Source organism: Pseudoalteromonas ardens, from assembly GCF_030125445.1.
GTDB lineage: Bacteria > Pseudomonadota > Gammaproteobacteria > Enterobacterales > Alteromonadaceae > Pseudoalteromonas > Pseudoalteromonas ardens.
In genome coordinates, this window is sequence record NZ_JASJUV010000002.1 from 356,291 (window position 1) to 373,408 (window position 17,118).

A 17,118-nucleotide genomic window follows, 5' to 3' on the forward strand; every position below is an offset into this window, starting at 1 on the left:
CCACCTCTGAGTCTGCTGGTTTCAACTTACCTCTACGTCACTTTAAATCCCAACAGCCTATCTCATAGTTGTCATAACCGTTCGCTATCATGACACCTTATCGATTCGTATTGGTCTTCACACACGCCTCAGGTTGCCCTGGCCATAGAATTTGCTATACATTAAATAGACTATCACTCACTAAGGAAGGCCATGTCTGGCAGGTTAAGTTTGACTCTTCTACTCATGCTGATGACGAGCCTGTTCAGTAGTTTGGGATATACCAGTCAAAAACCACAACAATCGTTGACCATTGCCATTGGATTGGAAAATTACGACTTTAAGCCCCTGTTTGCCGAATTCACCAGAAAAACTGGTATCCAAGTTAAGGTGGTTGAATTTGAAAATAACACACTCAAATCGGAGTTATTACTCAGAGCAAGTAATAATGCGCTACCGGACGGCATCATAGTTCCTGCGGATTACATGGGACTGACAGCACTCAACTTATCTGAAGTGCCTGACGACTGGCTGTCCACACACCTGATAGAACAAGTAAAATCCAACATCAAAGCCAACGGCACAACACTTGGCGTACCTATCGTTTTTGGCAATCACCTGATGCTGTATTACAACAGGACGCTGGTAAGCCAACCTGCTAAAAGCTGGCAACAACTCCGCGCACAGCAGCAAGCCCAGGGTGTTGAGATAAGCTGGAATTATTATGAGATGTACTGGTTTAGGGCATTTCTGGGCACCTTTGGTACGCCACTGATTTTGAATGGTCATGTGAACCTGGACACACCAGCGATGATTCGCGCTCTGCGTTGGTATAAGTCGCTCAAAGAAGAAAACTGGCTAGACGTAGAATGTAACTACGAATGTACGGTTAATCGATTTTTGGCTGGCGAAGTTGCCTACACCATCAATGGCTCCTGGATGTTCCAGCGCTTCTCCGAGCATTTTGCTGACAAATTAGGGGTCGCACAATTGCCCAGCCTGAATGATGCACCTATGCGATCCTACTTTTCATCACATGTCATGGCCTTTCCCAATAATGCCCTGTCGGGTCCCAAAAGTGCAGAACTTAAGCGCTTATCTGAATTCTTACAATCCTTGCCGGTACAAACCAACTTTTGGTCGTCAATTAATGCTCTGCCTGTCGATAAGCGTGCATTAGACACGTTGAAAATACAAAGCATTGCGCAGGTTGAGGCGCTTATCACAACACTGGAATACACTCAGCCGATGCCCAACGAAGCACAAATGGCCTTTGTGTGGGAAGCAATGCTGAAAGGCCTTACACGCCACCTTGCTGGCGTGCTGGATGAACAACAGGCCGCCCATTTCATGCAACATATCGTAGAAAAGTCGATTAACTATGAGCAAGAAAAAAAACCTGGTCAGTGAATTACAGCTTAAAGTCGGCACTATGGTCCTGGTCTTGTTAATCATTGCCCTGGCCCATTTCGCCTATAGCGCCTGGACACAAGCCAATAAAATCGCATCAGATACCGTTGCACAACGCGCAACCAGCCTGTCTTTGGACATAAAAAACAGACTGGCCGAACTGACATTTCAGGTCGCACACTACAGCGACCACCGGATCCTGGCAGAGTTGCCTTTAAACCTTTTGTATACACAATATGCGCTTAAGGAGATCCGAGAGCTGGTATCCAAATCTCCATTGGTCAAAAGTGTGATGATCAGTGATGGCTCCCCTTACATTGTTGAAGGGTACCCTCTTTATACTTTGCACTGGGCAACCCCTTCTATCATAGAGCACACCGCTTCTGTCATTAACGAAAGTGCACGCGAGTTGATGGTCAGAAAGCTCTTAATCAGCAACACAGAGCTGGGGGTTAACGCTTCCCGCGGAGGTACGCTATTTATTGCCGTACCATTGCGTCAGACGTTGCCCTCTCTTATCGACCCATTTCGCTATACCGGCGTGCTTTTTTTTGAATTAGATGTCAGTCAGATGGCAATTGAACTGGCGGATTATGAATCACTGACAACCTTTTCAGATGAGCAAATGTGGTTTCATAAGGGGCATCAACTCGACGCGGGTCTCAATGCAACCCACCCCATTTATGAGCGTAACACCGAAGGCCTGAACTTATCGCTATCCCTGTCTCATCAACACAGCGCTTATACCCAGGAGATACTATATGCCATCATCAGAAGTGCAATGCTGGCATTGGGCGTATTGATCATACTTTTCTGGTATCTGGCCTACGTCAGCCGCAAAGTTACTACGCCCATGAAGCAGCTTGAAAAACACTGTATGTCACTGACATCAGGCAACTATGAACAGAATAATGCGAATCTCGAATATGAAGAGCTAAAAACACTACAAAAAACCCTTAACAAACTGGTCGGCACCGTCAATACACAGGTCACACAGCTTAAGCAGGAGAAAGTGCGAGCCGAGCAATCAGAACTGGCCAAAGCGCAATTCCTTGCCACCATGAGCCACGAAATTCGCACCCCGATGAATGCGATTCTGGGCGTTTTTCAGCTTTTAAGACAGGAAGACCTTCATGCACAAGAGCGCTCCCTTGTTGAGCAAGGCTATACCTCTTCACAAACCCTGCTCGGCCTGGTGAATGACATACTCGACTTTTCTAAAATGGAAGCAGGTAAACTCACACTCGAAGTTCTGGCTGTGGACATTCCACATTTATGCCAGGAGATCATTCAGGAATACCAACATGTGGCCCGTGACAAACAGGTTACGCTGGAGCTGGACGCACAGTTAAAGCCGCACTTTTCAGTCAGGCTCGCAGATCCCCTAAGGTTAAAACAAATTCTCCGTAACCTGCTATCAAATGCAATCAAGTTCACAGAACAAGGTTTGGTAATTGTGAGAGCTAAAGGAAACAGCAATGGACTCACGATAGAGGTCTGCGATAGCGGAATTGGTATGACCCCTACCCAGCTTTCCAACCTGTTTAAACATTTTCATCAGGCCGACAATTCAACCACTCGAAAATATGGCGGTTCCGGGCTGGGACTGGCTATCGTCAAACAGCTGGTGGAACTCATGCAAGGAGACGTGACGGTCACAAGTGTTGCAGGAGAAGGCAGCCAGTTTACGGTCACGCTCCCGCTGAAAAGTGTTAAGCCCACAACTCAGTTTGCGCTCGCAGATAGACAAACGCAACCTGAAGTCCCAGATTTGCGCGGTGTTAAGGTACTACTTGCAGAGGATAACCTGATTAATCAGCAGATATTTTCAGCCATGATGAAAAAGACCCATGCCACACTCATTATGGCGGGTAACGGTAAGCTCGCCATGGAGTGCTTTAATGAAGATCGACCTGATCTTTTCTTTGTTGATATTCAAATGCCTGTCATGGATGGTATAGAGGTTTGTCAACAGGTAAAAAGCACCGACTATCACAATCCACTCATCGCCATTACAGCGAATGTACTCCCGGAAGATGTCAACCGATATCTATCGCTCGGATTTGACGATTTTGTTGCGAAGCCAATTGATATGCAGACCCTGTTCGAGACCATTACCCGAGTATTGGACAAGCAAGCACTGGCACAACCAAACTCTGCAAAGTCGGGTATATCAGCATCAGACAGCAAATAATCCGTTAGTACGATATTCACCGCTGACCGCCCGGGTAAATACCCAAGACTTCCTTGTCCAAAAGTTGCTACAAATACTGCATTTTCGAGTGAAGCCCCATTGTATAACAAGCCTCTGCTTCAAAGGTAGATGAGTACAGTTATGCGCTGTTACACGATGAGTTTCATCAACTCACTCCTGCAAAGCGATCAATAGCGCCTCTGCCATAGGTATTGCTGACACCGGATTTTGCCCGGTTACAAATTGGCCATCTACCACAACATTCACCTCACCTTTTTTTGCAGCAACAAATATCGCGCCAAGCCTGGTTGCCTCATCTTCAATCAAAAACGGATAATGCGTCCGGGCAAACCACCCCTCCTCGCTATTCGCTTTGCCCGTTATACGCCTGTTTGAGATCAGCCGGTGACCACTGTCATTCTGTAAGTTCAGCAAGGCAACGGTGCCATGACAATCCGCAGCTATAATGCCACCTGCTTTATAAATGGCCTCTGTAAGCACCTTTGCTGGGGCATGCGCCGTCAAGTCAAACATTGGTCCAGCCCCGCCCGCATAGTAAACAGCCAAATAGTCCCGGCTATCGCGTGTTTCAATGTCATACGGTTCGCTAAGTTGTTGCTTAAGCGGCGAACTATCCAGCCAGCGTAATTGCGCCTCTTCCAATCTCCCTCTGGGGTATCCAGGCTTGCCGGTACTACTTGCGAGCTCAATCTCATACCCAGCATCGTGTAGCACCCGGTATGGGCCAACAACTTCAGGTAACCAAAAGCCGTGCTTGTCCCCAGAGATAATAAACAGAACTTTGCCTTGTCGCGCTTCTGCAGATAAAACGGGTAAGGAGAAAGTCGCCATCAAGGCCAACAAAACAAGCCTTTTCACCAATACCAGAAAGTGGGCACTATGAAATTTACACATCATAAAGATCCTTATTTGAGTTCAACTTCCGCTCACCTTATCGACTCGTGCTCACTGACACATGAAGTAACGCTGATTTATTAAGGAATTTTCAGGATGGAACAGTGACTTCACTGTGACCAATATTTTATTACTTTATATTTTAATAGGTTAAAAATATAAAACGGGAGTCAATAAAAAGACCTGGATTTACGTCAGCTTAAAAACTAGCGTATTATCTGAATTAACCAACTCACACGTTGGCGTGTACAAAGATAATAACAAGACCATACAGTACCAGGCAGGAGCCTATTTTGAGATACCTGAGATTTGAACACCTGATCATTGACACCCATAACCAGATCCTAATCCGTAATGGTATCTCAGTAACGCTGGCACCAAAGGTGTACGATCTCCTCTATTACCTGGCGCGCAACCAGCAACGTATAATTAGCAAAGATGAATTAATGGATGCAGTATGGCAAGGTACACTCGTAACGGATAACGCTATTAGCCGGACTCTGGTCAAGGTGCGTAAAGCACTGGGGGATGACCCCAAATCCCCCAACTTCATTTTGACCGTGCCGCGCAAGGGATATCGCATGATCTCTGTGTTTGAAGAAACAGACCATATCCCCGTGCAGATAACAAACACCCACAATGCTGATCCAGTCAATCACCAGCTTACTTTGAGCGCAGTCAGAATTAAGCGGGCTACTTTATCTGCTATTGCCTTGTCGGCTGCCACTGTTATTGCAGGGGTGTTTCTGTATTATCCTTATTCGTCGCCTGAACTGAGTATAAACAAGCAAGTCAAACCATTTACGCGCGCACAAGGCGAGGAGTTATACCCCCGCCTGTCGCCAGATCTCAAAACGCTCGCTTATGTCAAAAAGACGAAGCAGCTGAGTACACTCATCGTCGAAAATGTCAGCACACATACTCAGCAACAGCTATCAATACCCCTTGCGCGGTTTAGTCGACCAAGTTGGTCACCTGATAGTAAACAGCTTGCATTTGTCATGCATACACCGCAAACATGTGGCATTTACCTGGCCCGTCTGGCGCACTTGCGTACGCAATCACAATGGCAGAAACTCAGCACGTGCGGCAGCAAAAGCAAACCCGCTCTGGTATTTTCAAAAGACGGGAAAAAGCTATATTTCAATGACCGCACATCAGATGAGTTCGGCTATCAGGTTTTCCAAATTGATTTAACTCAGGGACATAAGTCAATCGTCAATCAACCTATTACCAACGGTCGTGGGAATTATGCCTTTGACCTTTCACCAGACGGTCGTTCGTTGGTTATGTTAAACAGTGAATTTGGGCCTAAAACACGTATTTACACGCTTGACCTCGCCTCATCAAAACTAACCCAAACCGCACAACTTGACTACCTAATGCGCTCAGCCATCTGGCATCATGACAGTCGCAGTTTGATTCATCCGGCCCCACACCCGGCTTATGAGTTGTGGCAAAGTACCGTGCAAGGCGATAAATTGACAACCGTCATTAGCAACACGGCGCGTGTCAAACATCCAGCCAGAATCGACAATGGGACAGATTTTACCTTTGTATCTTATCTATTGGACCGGGATATCTATTTACAGCGCAGTAAAGACAATGAAGTGCAACCACTGGCAAACTCGTCGGTTATGGATTATCTGCCCACGATGACAGATACGTCATCACATTACGCCTTCGTTTCTAAGCGCTCAACACACGCCCAGATCTACCTGGGTGATATTACTCAGCCGCTGGCGGAGCCTGTTCAACTGACCTCTAGTAAAACCTCTGGTCGCTTTTACCAGCTCGTGTTTTCTCCCGATGGAAATCGCTTGCTTAGTTTGGGTGATAATCAGCTTCTCATCACAAATATTACCACGTTAAAAACCGACTCCCTGCCTGTCACCGATATGGCTATCAGGGGGGTCAGCTGGCAATCAAACAATCAATTGTTGTTTTCCACGACCAGAAATAATCGCTGGCAGCTGGTACGTTTCGATCTGACAACACTTGAAGCCGAGCTTATTTTTCCCGACTTTATGGGTGGGATCTACAGCAAACACGATGACGCTTTTTACCTGTTACACCGTAAGACAGGTCAGGTATTCAAGCACACAGATTCAACCTCCGAAACCGTAGCCTTATCACTATATTGTACAACGCACCTGCCCAATCGAAAGCTTACTCTACAACGCGGAAAACATGGATTACATTGTTCAAAGGACGATCAAAGCCATGTGTACCTCCCAATCACATCGGCAGATAAAGTAACCTGGCCGCAGCAGATTGATAATGCAGATTATCAGCTTTCAGCACATGGAATAATCTATACACGTCTGCAACGTACCACTGCAGATGTCATGAGAACACACAACATTCAGTAAGACGTTTTCCGATTGTGATATTGCCTCAACATCACGCCACCTGTTAAACCATTAATTATATTGATTTTAGTGATGACCACTTTGAGTGGTCATAACTTTTCCGCTAGCCATCACACCTTTTCCTAGTTTGTTCCTGACTCCTCTTTGCTGCTCAACAATACTGAGCTGCGTTTTTATTCACAGGATCAGGAGCCAGTATGGATAAACCCATCCAACCCAAATTTTTGCGCAGACGACGCGTCGTTATTACGTCACTCGTCACTGCTTTTATTGTGGTTTCAGCTACAAGTATTCAGGTGTTCAGTGCTCGCTTTCAGACGTCAGGGAAAACCTATAACGTCAGTCAGAATACACTTGAATTCAGTACGGCGCACCGCACCAACTTTACTCACTACCTGCCGTTGCGTGGTGTTGTGGAACCACAAGATACCGTCTTCATAGATGCAATCGATGGCGGACGTGTTGACTCTTTGTACGTTCAGGAAGGTGAGCGGGTTACTCAGGGGCAGCCATTGCTCAAGCTCAGTAACACGGACCTGCAACTCAGGGTGTTGGCTCGCGAAGCAGAAGTATCCGAGCAGATTAACGACATGCGCAACACGCGCCTGGCTGTTGAGCAAAACCAACTTGCGTTAGCACGAGACATCATTGAACTCGATTTTGCCGTTCTTAAATTGGAAAAAGAGTTGGCACGCCAGCAAAAGCTATATGAACAAGCCTTAGTGCCACGGCGCACAGTGGAAACACTCAGGGATGAACTTAACTATCAAGTGACATACCGTGAAACAGTAAAACAAAGTCAGCAAAAAGAAGCATTATTACAACAACAACAGCTCACCCAGCTTTCTCAAAGTATTGCAACCTTGCAATCTAACCTCAAGATATCGCAATCCAGCCTCGACAAACTCACTATCCGCGCCCCACGCGATGGTCAGCTGACATTTATGAACGCCCGGATTGGTGAATCCATAACACCCGGTGAACGGCTTGGTCAGGTCGACCTGATAGACAAATTCAAAATCAGTGCGCACATCGACGAATTTTATATAGACCAAATCTCGATGACACACGTTGCTATGATGAAAGTTGGACAAGCAAGCGTCCCGTTGACTGTAGCCAAAATTTTCCCAGGTATCGAAAACGGTCGATTTAAAGTTGATTTTCATGTCCAGAACCACCCTGAACTGCCCGCATTAAGACTCGGACAAAGCCTGTCACTGGAGCTAAACCTAAGTTCTGAGAACACTTTGCTAGTCGTTGATAATGGAGCGTTTATTCAGTCTACCGCAGGAGCCTGGGCATTTGTTGTAAGTCCAGATGGGCACAGTGCGTCCAGACGCCAAATCACACTTGGCCGTCGCAACCCTGCACAAGTGGAAGTCATTTCAGGCCTTAATGCCAACGAGCGACTGATCACCTCTTCATATAACCGCTTTGCTGACGCAGAGCACCTTTCTCTCATCCCTTAAGGTAAAACAATCATGATCATATTGAATAATGTCAGCCGCTCATTTATTGCGGAACATATCGAGACCGTCGCGCTGGACAAGCTCTCCCTATCAGTCAGCCAAGGTGAATTCATCACGATTTTAGGGCCATCAGGTTGCGGTAAGTCATCTTTGCTCAATATTCTGGGCATGCTGGATGACATTGATGAAGGCAGCTTTGTGTTCAAAGGTACTGAGTTAGCTTCTGCATCTTCATCAACAAAGGCACAATTGAGGAAAAAACACATTGGGTTTATTTTTCAGAATTTCAACCTGATAGACGAACTCACCGTAGAGCAAAATATCGCCCTGCCACTGCATTATCAGCAACTCAATAAAGCACAACGAGCCGCCCGAGTTGAAGAGGTGCTTCACCGCCTGGATATCGCTCATCGCCGCACTCACTTGCCAGCTAAGCTCTCAGGAGGCCAGCAACAACGAGTTGCGATTGCACGCGCAATAGTCACTCAGCCAGATTTGATTCTGGCCGATGAACCAACGGGCAATCTCGATTCCAAAAACTCAGCACAAGTCATGGAAATACTTCGCCAACTCAACATGATGGGAACAACCATTATTATGGTGACGCATGCTCAGGAGCAAGTTCAGTACGGCACTCGGGTTGTTCGACTTATGGATGGCAAAATACAGCAAGACAGCCCGGTTTCTGCTCAACGCACATTGTGCAAACAGGAGGTATTAAGTGATTAATCTTTTATTCACCATGACATGGCGTAATATGCTACGTAGCAAACGCACTACGGTCATCCAACTACTCAGCTTAATCATCGGCCTGACCTGTTTTATGTTGATCCAACTGTATGTCGCTCATCAACATAGTTTTAATTCACACTTCAAAGATGCAGACAATATTTACCGGATTAATCTGCTTAGAGATGATAATCGACCTCAAACGCTGACTCCACTTCGGCTTGCAGAGGAACTTACCAGTAACTTCCCGGAGATCGCAGACACAACTCGTATTTCGGTCAGTACGATATCCGTCAGAAATTCATCTGGTGTATTTTCTGAGCGTGCACTTTTCGTTGATGAGAACTTTTTCTCATTTTTTGACTACAGCCTGATTGAAGGAGATGTTCACACGGCACTCCTGGCGCCAGATAAAGTGGTATTACATGAAGCACAAGCGCTAAAGTACTTTTCGCGCAGTACTCAGGTTATTGGTGAACAGCTTAACATTAACGGTAAATCCTATCAGGTAGCCGCGATAATAAAGTACTCAGCTGCCCCATCCACCATCCCAAGTGAGATAATCTTACCTATCCAGAACTATTTTCAACAGCTGCCAAATGAGCGCTGGCGAACATTGTGGAACTTCAATGCGACCATCACATTTGCAAAAGTCACACAAGCAACAGCAATAAAGTCACTGACTGCAAGTATTAGTGACTATTATCAGCAACGCGTTGAGGGGTTATCATCTTATAAGCGTTACCGAGTCATGCTCGAGCCCTTGCTGGATGTCTATCTAAACGCTACTGCGACGCGCAGCCTGATCCCTCCGGGCAGTCGTGAGATGGTAGACACCTTTGTGTTGATATCTTTTATGTTGTTAGTGCTGGCCTGTATAAACTTCACCAATTTGGCCACCGCGACTTCTTTACGGCGCGCAAGAGAGGTAGGAGTAAAAAAAGCACTCGGAGCGAGTCCAAACCAGCTGGCTTTGCACTATTTGATTGAATCCTTATTTATCACTCTACTTGCCCTGGGAGCGGCACTCGCTTTGACCGTGATGCTATTAGGCGCATTTAATCAACTGATGGGGTCGCAAATTGCACTCACCCTCTCCTTCAAACATATTCTCACGCTTATACTCACTTTATTATGCGTTACGCTTCTTGCGGGAGGCTATCCTGCTCTATTTCTTAGCCGCATGAACGCCGCTTTGGTACTCAAGGGAGTGATAGATGCAGGAAAGGGAGGAGTACTGTTTCGCCGCATTCTCATGGTCATACAATTTATCATTGCCATGTTACTGTTGATCGCCAGCACAGTGGTCAGTCATCAGATGCACTACCTGAGTACAATGGCACAAGGCTATGACAGAGAAAATGTCCTGATCATCAACCGTGGTGCTGCTGTCTATCAGGACTTCAAGCGTCAGGTGTCAAGATTTGCTGATGTTGCCTCCCTGAGCATGTCACATACTATCCCTACCAAAGCGACACGTACATCAGCGATTGTAAGAACGCAAGAAACGCCCGGTAATGAAATATGGGTTGGTAATAACCCGATTAGCTATGATTATTTCAGGACGATGGGTATTACGATTCTGAGCGGCCGGGTTTTTCAACGTCAGTTCCCCGGAGATCCCTACTTTGAGGATAACCAGAATGCAGGGAATACCCGCGGAAACTTAATAATCAATGCAACGCTGGCAGCCAAGCTGGATGCTGATCCCAACGATATCATAGGCCGCTTTTTGACACTCGGCAGTGCCAGCGAAGGGTTACATCGCCACCAGGTCATCGGCGTGGTCGAAGACACCCATCATGTAGACGCCAGCCAGCGTGTACCTCCTATGATATATGTATTGTCAGAAAGTCCTGAAGACATGGCACTTCGGTGGATAGCTATCAGGCTGAAATCCGGATTCAACCAAGATGTGCTTCGACAGCTGGAACAGGCTTGGCTCGCGTTAGACAGCAACAGAGCCTTTAAGTATGAGTGGTTGTCAGGCTTATTTGATGCGCAATATCATAATCAGGCACAGCACCTGCAACTACTCGAGCTATTTACACTGATCGCACTGGTCATGTCTGTTGCTGGGTTATACGCAGTGGCTGCTTTTACCCTATTACAAAGCCTAAAGGAAATAGCCATACGGCAAATCATGGGCGCAAAAAACTGGCAAATTTATGCGTTGTTCCAATTACGTTTTGGCATTCTGGTACTGATTGCAACGCTTGTCGCATTACCGATCGCGTTTGTTTTACTCAGCGACTGGCTGAATCAGTATATCTATCGAGTTGAATTACCTACAAGCGCCTTCGTTATGAGTTCACTTGCCTGTTTGGCAGTCGCAGGGGTAACCGTCCAGATGGTGGCTTTGAAAGCAGTGCGAAGTCGCCCTGTTGACACATTAAAACGTGAATAGCTCGACTATAAAAAGGAGAAGCCCCTCATAAGGGGCTTCTTAAAAAAGTTACGCTAACTTGTCTGATGCAACTTTGTATTTTGGATCTTCTATCACATTTACTTCCACCAAATCTGCCGCTTTTGCCAGTAACTGCTGACAATCCTGACTCAGGTGACGCAAATGCAATTTTTTACCGGCCTTAGTGTACTTTTCTGCAAGTGCATCAATGGCTTCAATTGCACTGTGGTCGGCAACTCGGCTATGTTTGAACTCAATGATCACATCAGCCGGATCATTTGCCACATCAAACAACTCAGCAAAATTCTTTACAGAGCCGAAGAATAATGGGCCATGTAACTCATACACTTTTGAGCCCTGCTCATCAATATAATTGCTGGTATAGATATGTTTAGCGTGCTCCCAGGCGAATACCAGCGCCGAGACAATCACACCAACACATACTGCGATAGCGAGGTCGGTCACCACTGTGACACCAGATACCAGGACAATTACGAACGCGTCGCTCTTTGGAATGCGCTTCATCAGGCGGAAGCTGGACCACTCAAAAGTGCCCAGTACAACCATAAACATCACACCTACCAAAGCAGCCAATGGGATCATTTCAATCAGGCTGGCAGCAAACAAGATAAAGGCAAGGAGTAATATCGCAGCGGTAATACCAGACAGACGACTACGACCACCTGAATTAATGTTAATCATCGACTGACCGATCATTGCACAGCCACCCATTGCACCAAATACACCACAGGTCATGTTTGCAGCACCCTGGCCAATACACTCTCTGTTCGAATGGCCACGCGTTTCAGTGATCTCGTCAATCAGGGTCAATGTCAGTAATGATTCAATCAGACCAATTGCGGCAAGGATCAGTGCATATGGGAAAATAATCGTGAATGTTTCCCATGTCCAGGGCACCTGAGGGATATGGAATTCAGGGAAACCACCAGCAATAGTCGCATCCAAATTACCACTCATATCTTTAAGGTAATCCAGTACGTTGCGTGTATCCAGGTCCAGTCCAATCACCAAGCCTGTAACCACCAGAATTGCAGCCAGGCTTGACGGTACTGCCGTTGTTAGTTTTGGTAGGAAGTGGATGATTGCCATCGTCAGTGCCACCAGACCAGCCATGATATAAAGCTGCTGCCCCTGCATCCACTGCAATGTGCCAGATCCATCCATCACCTTAAACTGGCCAAGCTGAGCCAGGAAGATCACGATGGCCAGACCATTTACGAAACCGAGCATCACCGGGTGCGGCACCATACGAATAAACTTACCAAGCTTAAATACGCCTGCGAGGATCTGTAAAACCCCCATCAGCAACACTGTCGCAAACAGGTATTCAACACCATGTTCAATCACCAGGCTCACCATAACGACGGCAAGCGCACCGGTTGCACCAGATATCATACCTGGACGACCGCCAAAAATAGACGTGATCAAGCCCACGATGAACGCGGCGTATAAGCCGACTAATGGATCGACATGTGCGACAAACGCAAATGCGACAGCTTCAGGTACCAACGCCAGAGCGACGGTCAATCCTGACAGTATGTCGTTCTTAGCAGAGCTGGGCGCTTTGCCTATTAGATTAAACATTTAAATCCCCAAGATTATTACTACGACAGAAAAGCGCTGGATCCTAGCAAAATCCAGCGCTTTTAACAAATGAGATACATTATAGTTGAGTTTCAGGTCTGATGTATGACAATCAGATTGGCAGGGCTGTAGTCCGCTTAACGCACGTCATTGTGACGTTTGAATGAACTTCCTGAACATATTCCAGGTTGAGCAGATTATCTCTGACAAATTGCTCATACCCTTCTATACCGCGAGAAATAATGCGTAACATGAAGTCCATAGTGCCTGCCATCGTATAGCACTCTGTGACTTCGTCATAGCTCATGATCAATTTTTCGAACTCAGCAAGGTTATTACGACCGTGGTTAGATAACTTAACATGAGCATAAACAAGCATATCAAAACCAAGCTGTTTCTCATCCAGCAAAGCAACTTTTCCTTTGATATAACCATCTTGCTCGAGTTTGGCAATGCGACGCCAACAAGGTGACTGGGACAGCCCTACTTTATCGGCGATTTCTGCCGTAGATAAACTCGCATCTTGCTGTAATAGCGCTAGTATTTGACGATCAACCTGATTTAATGACATATTTTTCTTAATTTTTAATTAGTTAAATGAATACAGTGCCGATAGACTCAATTATCAGCCAAACCGCCCGCTCATAAAAGGATTATGTCGCTGTTCATACCCAATCGACGTATCTTCACCATGGCCACTCATCACCCGAGTCGCCTCTGGCAAAGTGAATAGCTGAGTCTCGATAGAACGTTTTAACAATGCAGCATCTCCCTTTGGAAAATCTGTTCTGCCGACTGAACCTTTGAACAAAACATCACCAACCAATACAGTTGCACTCTGTGGCTCATAAAACACGACATGACCCGGAGTATGTCCGGGACAGTGGCGCACTTCTAGTTTCAGCTCGCCAAGTTCAATGCATTCGCCATCTTCAAGCCAGCGTCTGGGAAAAAACGCAGCTTGCGGTGCAAAGCCAAACATCTGAGCTTGCATAGGTAATGCATCAAACCAAAACTTATCTTCGCGCTGTGGCCCGACAATATCAACCCCTAAAGCTTCAGATAACACCTCACTGGCACCAACATGATCGAGATGCCCATGAGTAAGTAAAATCATTTCAACTTTAAGTGTACGTTCCTTTATAACAGACAATATTTTATCAACATCGCCTCCCGGGTCAACCACTGCGCACAGTCCAGTGTCAGGACAACAAATGATCCGACAATTCTGCATAAATGGTGTGACGGGTATGGTGATTACCTGCATTTATTTTTCCTTAAAGGACATGAGTATCGGATACTTCAGATAAGCCTGATCGTAGTAAGGCGTACGCTGATATAGCCACTCCATTCTCGCTTTTGGATTTTTCGCAAAGGCTTTATCCTCGCTGATTTTTTTATCAAACGCCAGCGCCATTGCCGGATTGTCTTTTAACATTTTCCGGGCAAAAGGTTCAAGCGCATAATTTTCAACGTACTCAGTGCGCTGGAACACACCAGGAAAATCACCCCAGGCGAAAAACGAGTCAGGCGCTTTAGGATGAAGCAAATGGGTTACCAGCTCTCCATTGGCTTGCTGGGTTGGTACTCTATACCAACCTGATAAACTCAGAGAGGTCGACACAGCCTGCTGTTCAAATTCGGCGCTGACACGAAAACGCCCTTCAAATGGGGTGTCTGCAAATTGATAGGAAGTTATCGCAAGCTGAACCAAATCATCAGCCAGCACATCTGTGTTCAGTTGTTCAACCGTGACCCCATGGAGTTTGAGTTTTTCCACTGTGCTTGTGTAAGCAGGCGGAATGTAAAACGCACTCGGCACTTTTACCTTAACTTTTGTTACTTTTTGCCAATATACGGGGAGTTGCTCATACAACTTAGGTTCGCCAAGATATTTGGCTTCCATTTGACCAGATAACGCACTTTCGAAGCGTTTGTAGGCAATACCTTTAAACGAGATCAGCGCCGGTTTTTCGGCATAACTGCGCTCGACAATCAGCTCATCCGGCACAAAATGTTTCTCTGTCTCGACAGCTTTTGCTAACGCCAGATGATGTTCAGACAGTGCATCAATAACGCCATCAACAAATACATAAGTACCCAATACTCGTTGCTTGTATGGTTTCAGAGAGTGATTTTCTAACAATATACTAGGAAGTGCCTTAATATCTGCCCAGCCATTCGAAAAACGCGGACCAGCCACCCAACCCGCGAGTCCTTTTTTAAAGTCCCGTTTGTCCATTACAAACACCAAAGGACCCGGCTCATGGCCTTGCTGGCGAAGTTTTTCGTCTATCATAGGAGTAAAGTGCTGCTCCAACACTTTAGCAACAGCGGGCGACTCACTGGCAAAGCTGGGATTAAACCCATAGGTGATATCATATTGATAGTCAGCGCCATCGGTCACATGCAAATCAAGATACATAGCAGGCTGGTACTGATTGATCACTTGCATAACGGCCCTTACACCCGGCGTATCGAGCTTAGTGTAATCACGATTAAGGTTCAGATTAAGCCCATTAGTTCGGTAACCCATAGTCGCTGGACCACGCTGGTTAATGCGGTTGTAGGCGCTTCTTCTTTCGTGACCATCGACATTCAGGACGGGAATAAACAATATATTGACCTTGTTAAGCACATCACGTCGTTTGCCTGTTGCTATGTCGCGCAAAAGCATAAACATAGCATCTTTGCCGTCTATTTCGCCTGCGTGGATCCCAGCCTGGATCAGCAATGTCGGTTTGTTGTTATTTTTCAACATAGCTGGACTGAACTGATTTACCTGAGACGCAATCAGCATTTTGATATCGCGGCCAGCATCACTCTGCCCTATCGTAACTGCCTTAAACTGAGTTGGGTTCGCCGCGACCAGACGGTCGATAAATGCCATCGTTTTTGCATAGTCCGGACTTTCCAGACCTTTGCTCAGTTCAAAATCTGTGGTGAGTGGTCCCTGCTCCTGCATCAGGTCAACACTCTTTCCCTGCCAATCTTGCAGCGGTGGTAAATGACTATTCAGATTTACTGTTGCACTTAGCAAAACAATGCCTAAATTCATAAACAATCTTTATTTCTATCTATCAATATAATGATTATATCAATATTTAAATTAACAACTTACAATGTGCGGTGATTCTACAAAAATTCACAGTTAATCGCGAGCTAACTTTTGGCACTGCGAAAAAACATGGATAAACACATGACAAAATCGATTTTAATCACAGGTTGCTCCACCGGCATTGGCTATTACTGCGCCAAAGCGCTTCATCACAGTGGGTTTCGCGTAGTGGCGTCGGTGCGCAATCCTGAACACTTGACGCGCTTTGAAGCTGACGGCATACCCTGCATCCTGTTGGATCTAGCGGATGAAGCGTCTATCAAAAAGGGGTTTGATGAGGCTGTTGCGCTGTGCGACGGAAAGCTCGATGCGCTGTTCAACAATGGCGCTTATGGTCAGCCCGGCGCGGTAGAAGATTTACCAACCGAGGTATTACGCGCACAATTCGAAACCAATTTGTTCGGCTGGCATACCCTGACGCGCCTGGCAGTTGCCCATATGAGAAACCATGGTGACGACAGCCGCATCATTCAAAACTCATCGGTGCTGGGACTCGTCGCTTTGCCCTATCGCGGCGCCTACAATGCCAGTAAATTCGCGCTGGAAGGACTTACGGATACACTTCGTATGGAGCTAAACGGGTCGAATATTCAGGTAAGTCTGATAGAGCCAGGTCCTGTCTTATCTGATTTTCGTCGCAATGCGCGCATTGCGTTTGAGCAGCATATTGAAATAAACAGCAGCGCACATAAAGCAGAATACGAAGCACAATTGGCCCGTCTGAATGCGCAGTCTGCACCGCAAAAGTTTACCTTAGGGCCTGATGCTGTCTACGAAAAGCTCGTGCATGCACTGACAGCAAACCGTGCAAAGCCAAGGTATTATGTCACCTTTCCGACCTACTTAATGGGATATCTTAAGCGTCTGCTTAGCTCAGCCTGGCTGGACAAAATTTTGCTCAAAAATAGATAGGATCAAAA

12 protein-coding genes are annotated in these 17,118 nt (G+C 46.2%); 7 read left to right on the forward strand and 5 right to left on the reverse strand.

Annotated features, from left to right (window positions below; all coding sequences use genetic code 11):
- Positions 1-192 precede the first annotated feature (192 nt).
- Positions 193-1,389, forward strand: a complete 1,197-nt coding sequence (locus QNM19_RS06605) for a sugar ABC transporter substrate-binding protein (protein WP_284026495.1) — start codon at positions 193-195, stop codon at positions 1,387-1,389.
- Positions 1,361-3,583 (forward strand): ATP-binding protein, encoded by a 2,223-nt coding sequence (locus QNM19_RS06610; protein WP_284026496.1) that lies wholly within the window; start codon positions 1,361-1,363, stop codon positions 3,581-3,583. Before QNM19_RS06605 ends, QNM19_RS06610 begins: the two co-directional genes overlap by 29 nt.
- Before the next feature lie 171 nt (positions 3,584-3,754).
- On the opposite strand, the gene QNM19_RS06615 is transcribed toward QNM19_RS06610, so the two are convergent.
- The gene (locus QNM19_RS06615) at positions 3,755-4,501 is read right to left on the reverse strand and encodes a type 1 glutamine amidotransferase domain-containing protein (RefSeq protein ID WP_284026497.1); all 747 of its coding nucleotides are present in this window, start codon (positions 4,499-4,501) and stop codon (positions 3,755-3,757) included.
- Positions 4,502-4,791: 290 nt separating this feature from the next.
- Here QNM19_RS06615 and QNM19_RS06620 point away from each other — a divergent pair, with 290 nt between their 5' ends.
- The 4 genes from QNM19_RS06620 (at position 4,792) to QNM19_RS06635 (ending at position 11,475) form a co-directional block, all read left to right on the forward strand.
- On the forward strand, positions 4,792-6,870 hold the full coding sequence (locus QNM19_RS06620) for a winged helix-turn-helix domain-containing protein (protein WP_284026498.1): 2,079 nt from the start codon (positions 4,792-4,794) through the stop codon (positions 6,868-6,870).
- A 197-nt stretch (positions 6,871-7,067) separates the two neighbouring features.
- Positions 7,068-8,339, forward strand: coding sequence for an efflux RND transporter periplasmic adaptor subunit (locus QNM19_RS06625; RefSeq protein ID WP_049866519.1), 1,272 nt, complete (start codon positions 7,068-7,070; stop codon positions 8,337-8,339).
- Positions 8,340-8,351: 12 nt separating this feature from the next.
- Complete coding sequence (locus QNM19_RS06630; RefSeq protein WP_049866520.1) at positions 8,352-9,068, forward strand: ABC transporter ATP-binding protein; 717 nt, start codon at positions 8,352-8,354, stop codon at positions 9,066-9,068.
- The gene (locus QNM19_RS06635; RefSeq protein ID WP_284026499.1) at positions 9,061-11,475 is read left to right on the forward strand and encodes an ABC transporter permease; all 2,415 of its coding nucleotides are present in this window, start codon (positions 9,061-9,063) and stop codon (positions 11,473-11,475) included. Before QNM19_RS06630 ends, QNM19_RS06635 begins: the two co-directional genes overlap by 8 nt.
- Positions 11,476-11,523: 48 nt before the next feature.
- Here the strand turns inward: QNM19_RS06635 and QNM19_RS06640 are convergent, their stop codons facing one another.
- The 4 genes from QNM19_RS06640 to QNM19_RS06655 form a co-directional block, all read right to left on the reverse strand.
- Positions 11,524-13,080, reverse strand: a complete 1,557-nt coding sequence (locus QNM19_RS06640; protein ID WP_284026500.1) for a SulP family inorganic anion transporter — start codon at positions 13,078-13,080, stop codon at positions 11,524-11,526.
- 112 nt (positions 13,081-13,192) lie between these two features.
- Positions 13,193-13,651: an Lrp/AsnC family transcriptional regulator gene (locus QNM19_RS06645; protein WP_010387187.1), complete on the reverse strand. Its 459-nt coding sequence runs from the start codon at positions 13,649-13,651 to the stop codon at positions 13,193-13,195.
- A 54-nt stretch (positions 13,652-13,705) separates the two neighbouring features.
- A complete protein-coding gene (locus tag QNM19_RS06650) occupies positions 13,706-14,347 on the reverse strand; it encodes an MBL fold metallo-hydrolase (RefSeq protein ID WP_049865654.1) in 642 nt (213 codons plus the stop codon).
- Positions 14,348-16,138: a M14 family metallopeptidase gene (locus tag QNM19_RS06655; RefSeq protein ID WP_049865655.1), complete on the reverse strand. Its 1,791-nt coding sequence runs from the start codon at positions 16,136-16,138 to the stop codon at positions 14,348-14,350.
- 141 nt (positions 16,139-16,279) lie between these two features.
- Between QNM19_RS06655 and QNM19_RS06660 the strand changes: the two genes are divergently transcribed.
- Positions 16,280-17,110 carry an SDR family oxidoreductase gene (locus tag QNM19_RS06660; protein WP_284026501.1) on the forward strand — a complete coding sequence of 277 codons (831 nt, stop codon included), beginning with the start codon at positions 16,280-16,282 and terminating at the stop codon, positions 17,108-17,110.
- Positions 17,111-17,118: the final 8 nt, after the last annotated feature.

Bases quoted from the DNA above. Each gene is read 5' to 3' on its own strand.
- QNM19_RS06605 (WP_284026495.1), top strand. From the start codon at position 193: ATGTCTGGCAGGTTAAGTTTGACTCTTCTACTCATGCTGATGACGAGC.
- QNM19_RS06610 (WP_284026496.1), top strand. From the start codon at position 1,361: ATGAGCAAGAAAAAAAACCTGGTCAGTGAATTACAGCTTAAAGTCGGC.
- QNM19_RS06615 (WP_284026497.1), bottom strand. From the start codon at position 4,501: ATGATGTGTAAATTTCATAGTGCCCACTTTCTGGTATTGGTGAAAAGG.
- QNM19_RS06625 (WP_049866519.1), top strand. From the start codon at position 7,068: ATGGATAAACCCATCCAACCCAAATTTTTGCGCAGACGACGCGTCGTT.
- QNM19_RS06630 (WP_049866520.1), top strand. From the start codon at position 8,352: ATGATCATATTGAATAATGTCAGCCGCTCATTTATTGCGGAACATATC.
- QNM19_RS06640 (WP_284026500.1), bottom strand. From the start codon at position 13,080: ATGTTTAATCTAATAGGCAAAGCGCCCAGCTCTGCTAAGAACGACATA.
- QNM19_RS06645 (WP_010387187.1), bottom strand. From the start codon at position 13,651: ATGTCATTAAATCAGGTTGATCGTCAAATACTAGCGCTATTACAGCAA.
- QNM19_RS06650 (WP_049865654.1), bottom strand. From the start codon at position 14,347: ATGCAGGTAATCACCATACCCGTCACACCATTTATGCAGAATTGTCGG.
- QNM19_RS06655 (WP_049865655.1), bottom strand. From the start codon at position 16,138: ATGAATTTAGGCATTGTTTTGCTAAGTGCAACAGTAAATCTGAATAGT.
- QNM19_RS06660 (WP_284026501.1), top strand. From the start codon at position 16,280: ATGACAAAATCGATTTTAATCACAGGTTGCTCCACCGGCATTGGCTAT.